This window comes from uncultured Thiodictyon sp. (assembly GCA_903837595.1).
In the GTDB taxonomy this organism is placed as follows: domain Bacteria; phylum Pseudomonadota; class Gammaproteobacteria; order Chromatiales; family Chromatiaceae; genus Thiodictyon.
Genome location: CAILVI010000097.1, coordinates 1 through 3,933, shown reverse-complemented (window position 1 = coordinate 3,933; position 3,933 = coordinate 1). Strand labels below are relative to the sequence as shown.

Genomic DNA, 3,933 nt, shown 5'->3' with positions numbered 1-3,933 from the left:
CGCCGTCGAGGTTGAGGGCGCGATCGACCCTCCAAGGAATCAGGGCACCGGTCGAGGCGAGACAGTGCGCGAAGTCGGCGAGGGTGAGCGGGCTCATAGTGGCACCCAAGACCCAGCGCCCGTGCCCATCCGTGGCAATGAAGGTCCGGCGGTTGGGGTCGGAAGCGGACAGACCCCGCACCGCCCGCGCGCCTTCCACGAGATAGGGACCGCTCTGCAGCAACGCGGCGATGTCCGGGTGATCCCGGAACTGGGCCCGCCGCACGAGGTGGACACCCTGGCCGTCGCTGTAGACAACACCGCTGAGGAGCTTGGCGGTTTCGAACCGGTTGATCCGGCGGCCCTCGGCGATCACCAGCCCGACGGGCCGCAGGTCCGGGTGGAAGAATCCACCGTTGACCCCCGCGACGCATCGCTCGGCCCGAAAGCCATCCTCCAGGGTCGGATAGACGGGCTCGGGGCCGGCCCCGAGATCGACGACCTTCAGGTGGAACGCTGGCGAGGTGAAGAAGGCGAGGTGCGCCGTGACTTGCCGACCGTCGGAGGGACGGACCGCCGACCGTTCGGCGTAAAACAGGTCCGTTGTGATCTCCTGCCGGTCCGATTCCCCCTTGGGCTTCCACTCCGTCGCGCAGGCGCTCGCGGCGACCATCAGGCAGGCCCATAGAAGAACGCGTGGTGAAGTCATAGCCGCAGGTCGGTCGGTGTAGATTTGGAGGCGTCGGCGAGGATAGCCCAAGCATGCGGGGGTTTGACCTGGCGGTCAACCACGGCCATCTCGATCAAGGCGAACCCGGCTCGTTGATGAATCGGCGACGCGTACCCTGCGAGTCGCCCAGCAGGACATCCGCATCGAACCCGCGGCCGGCCTCGAAGCCCGAGCGGAGTCTTGGCGTCTGCAAGGTTCGAAACGAAAACGTCGCAACCCATCCGGGACAGTCGGAGGCTTCTGCGGGGCGAGGGATTTCTCTCAAGAGCGTTCACGAGAGCAAGGGGGTCCGCGATGGGTTGGTGGCCGTCCGTCGGGCACAAACGGAGGCGAACATCGGCGGCGAAGGGCGCTGAACGGCCAGAAGCGGTCGCCCGTGCCTGCGTTTCGAGCGGCAGCAGCAGGACTGGCAGCGGACGCGTGTCCGCATGACAGCCCTCCCGTACACTGCAAACTTGGCCTGCGTACACTCAAGCGGTGTTGGCAACGCCCCGCGGGGACTCATCCCGGAAACACAGTAGAGAAGTCTACCTCGCGGACACAGTATCGTAAGGGGGATTGCCGGCGGAGGAGATTGTGGTACGTCCCCTATTTCCCGCTTGCTAAAAAAACCAACTAGGTTAGTATCTGGTGATGGAGAAACGAACCCCTCACTGCAAGCTGTCCGTTGTCAAAGCCTTGGCCGAGGCGGGCAAGGTGCGCACCACGCACACAGCACGCGTCGGCGCGAACGCCCTAGGGTTCGACTATCCCGGCATGTTGGCGGTAGTGATGGCGCTCACGCCAGCGGATTTCTACAAGAGCATGACCACGCACGCCGATCACACGATCTGGCAGGACGTCTACCGCCCGAACACGTCAGCCGGTGATGTGTATCTGAAGCTAACGGTCATTGATGACGTCGTGGTCGTGTCCTTCAAGGAGTTATGAACATGAAATGTCCCGTTTGCGGCGCGGCTGAACTGATCCGAGACGTGCGCGACCTTCCCTACACCTACAAGGGCGAAACGATGGTCATTGCCGCGGTAACGGGCGAATTCTGCCCGGCCTGTGCTGAATCCGTCTTGGCTGGGGCGGAATCCGATCGCGTCATGCGTGAGATGCGGGCCTTCTCGAAGCAGGTGAACGCCGCAATCGTTGATCCTGGTTTCATCACCAGCGTGCGCAAAAAACTCGCCCTCGACCAGCGCGAAGCGGCCGAACTGTTTGGCGGCGGCGTTAATGCGTTCTCGCGCTACGAGACCGGCAAGACCAAGCCGTCGTTGGCTTTGGTGAAGCTGCTCAAGGTGCTCGACCGTCACCCCGAGTTGTTGCACGAGGTGAGGTCGGCATAGGGTATTGTCGGCGGAGGATATCGTGGTATGTCCCCTATTTCCACCCTATTTCCAGGCTGTTTGCAGCTAGTGTGGACTCATTTGCAAACTTGCCGGTTCTGGCAAAAATGGTTCCTTGACTGCGCTCGGCGAAGCGTCTTATCTGCGCCTCGAATCCGCGCACTGACCGCCAATCCGATGGAGAGAAGGGGATCGTGACGTAGTCTCGCGAGCGATGAGAGCGGACGCGCGCGTGCTTGGAGCCAGGTTCCGGGTATAGCCAGTCGTACTGACGGAGGGACTTCTTTAGGACTGATGAAATATCTGAATTTTTTGAATATATTGCTTTTCCCATGCGCTTTCTCCGATGATTTTTAGGTTTAGGAGTTGCTGGACACCACCTGTCGCGAATGGCGGTTCATGACGTGACTGCTCGTTCTACCCCTATGGGCGCTGAAAAATAGCTGTACGCTCTGCGTTCTAAGATCGATCACAGAAGGTTTGTTCGCTCGTCGCCGATGATTTGAGTGTGGCAAAAAAACTATTCGCGCAAAGTTACATCGTTTGCCATAATGATGTTGTAGAAAAATAAGTCATCATATTGAGCGGGGAGCGCCGCCCCTGCCTCACCAAGCGTCGCGTAATAGGCTTAAACTAAGTACCTCAACGGAAACGTTTGTAGAGCACCTGGCTTCGCAATCTATTTCGCAAATTCAATTCTAAACTCAGTTCCCAACGACTCAATTATTTTGTGAAGTCCGCAAGCTAATGCAGTTATACTCACGTAAGCAAGGGATGGAATCCATTCGTATTTCATTTTTCGCCAAAGGATTTCAATCAAATTGAGTTCTGGCGAATATCGCGGAAGAAAGTACAGCGTTAATCCTCGCCTTTCCCATGATTCCATGTGCTCCACAACGGCTTTGCTCACATGAATCGGCGCGTTATCCAGTACCACAACTGCTGGTCCAGTGAGGAGGCTACAGAAATCATCCATAATTTCAATCAGCACTAAACTTGTAATAGGGCCGATCGGTTCATAAGCCACCACCTGTTGAGCGACCGGATTCAAGAAGGCGAGAACATTAATCCGCGTGGAGTGCGAGGCAGGGATGCGGAGCGTTCCAGCCCGGCCGATGTCCTGCCAAGCATAAGGGATGTATGGCTGCAAACTGAATCCTGATGCATCGAAGTAGAAAAGATCAAATTCACCGTCGTGGGCAAGAGCTTTGAGTTCCGCAAGATCAACTACACCTCGTTCATATTCCTCTTCAGTTGGGCTTCCTTTAGGAGTCTTTCGCTGCCTTTTCCATGACTTACCATGCTTCTTCATGATCCGACGATACGTTGCTAGACTCGCTGTCTTCCCAGTTCGCTCCATTACCATTACGTCGAGCCTTCTCAGCGAGCGAGGGTCTATTTCTAAGCACTCTAAGACAATTTTCTCTTCGGCGTCGGTAAATATCGGCTTGACGCCTCGGCCGTCTAAATCGTAGACCCCGTTGATCCCCTCGACAACCCACCGACCCGCCCAGTTATTTATTGTATTAATATGAACATCAAAAAAACTTGCGACATCTTCAAACGATCGGTGATCTTGAAAAAGAAGAATAATTGCATGGGAGCGATTGCGCGCTCCCTGCGAACCTTCTTCTTTCATGATTCGCCTTAACTGAATTATATCAATAGCGCACAGCGGGTTATCGACAATGTCCTTGCGTTTCATGTGATCTAGCCTATGTTACGATAATGGTAATTTATCGCATTTAGTATTCCCTGGGATCTTATTCAGGAAATAGAGTTCTTAAGAGTGGGATAGCTGAAGCTTGACACCACAAAGAAATTAAAGCAACATTCAATACGATGATCTAGTATTTAAAAAACACGAACTTTGAATATCAAAAAGCGGTT

General features: G+C 55.4%; 4 protein-coding genes. 2 read left to right on the top strand and 2 right to left on the bottom strand.

The features are described from left to right. The coding region (locus tag QZY44_RS05445; RefSeq protein WP_295443335.1) for a phosphodiester glycosidase family protein at nt 1–688 on the bottom strand (688 nt) is incomplete at its 3' end. A 654-nt stretch (nt 689–1,342) separates the two neighbouring features. Between QZY44_RS05445 and QZY44_RS05440 the strand changes: the two genes are divergently transcribed. Beyond that, nucleotides 1,343–1,639 carry a type II toxin-antitoxin system MqsR family toxin gene (locus QZY44_RS05440; RefSeq protein WP_295443332.1) on the top strand — a complete coding sequence of 99 codons (297 nt, stop codon included), beginning with the start codon at nt 1,343–1,345 and terminating at the stop codon, nt 1,637–1,639. Between the two features lie 2 nt (nt 1,640–1,641). Beyond that, the gene (locus tag QZY44_RS05435) at nt 1,642–2,043 is read left to right on the top strand and encodes a type II toxin-antitoxin system MqsA family antitoxin (RefSeq protein ID WP_295443329.1); all 402 of its coding nucleotides are present in this window, start codon (nt 1,642–1,644) and stop codon (nt 2,041–2,043) included. 679 nt (nt 2,044–2,722) lie between these two features. Here QZY44_RS05435 and QZY44_RS05430 read toward each other — a convergent pair. Beyond that, nucleotides 2,723–3,748 (bottom strand): IS630 family transposase, encoded by a 1,026-nt coding sequence (locus QZY44_RS05430; protein ID WP_295443326.1) that lies wholly within the window; start codon nt 3,746–3,748, stop codon nt 2,723–2,725. Nucleotides 3,749–3,933 lie beyond the last annotated feature (185 nt).

Coding starts and splice junctions, on each gene's coding strand:
- QZY44_RS05440 (WP_295443332.1), top strand. CDS start 1,343: ATGGAGAAACGAACCCCTCACTGCAAGCTGTCCGTTGTCAAAGCCTTG.
- QZY44_RS05435 (WP_295443329.1), top strand. CDS start 1,642: ATGAAATGTCCCGTTTGCGGCGCGGCTGAACTGATCCGAGACGTGCGC.
- QZY44_RS05430 (WP_295443326.1), bottom strand. CDS start 3,748: ATGAAACGCAAGGACATTGTCGATAACCCGCTGTGCGCTATTGATATA.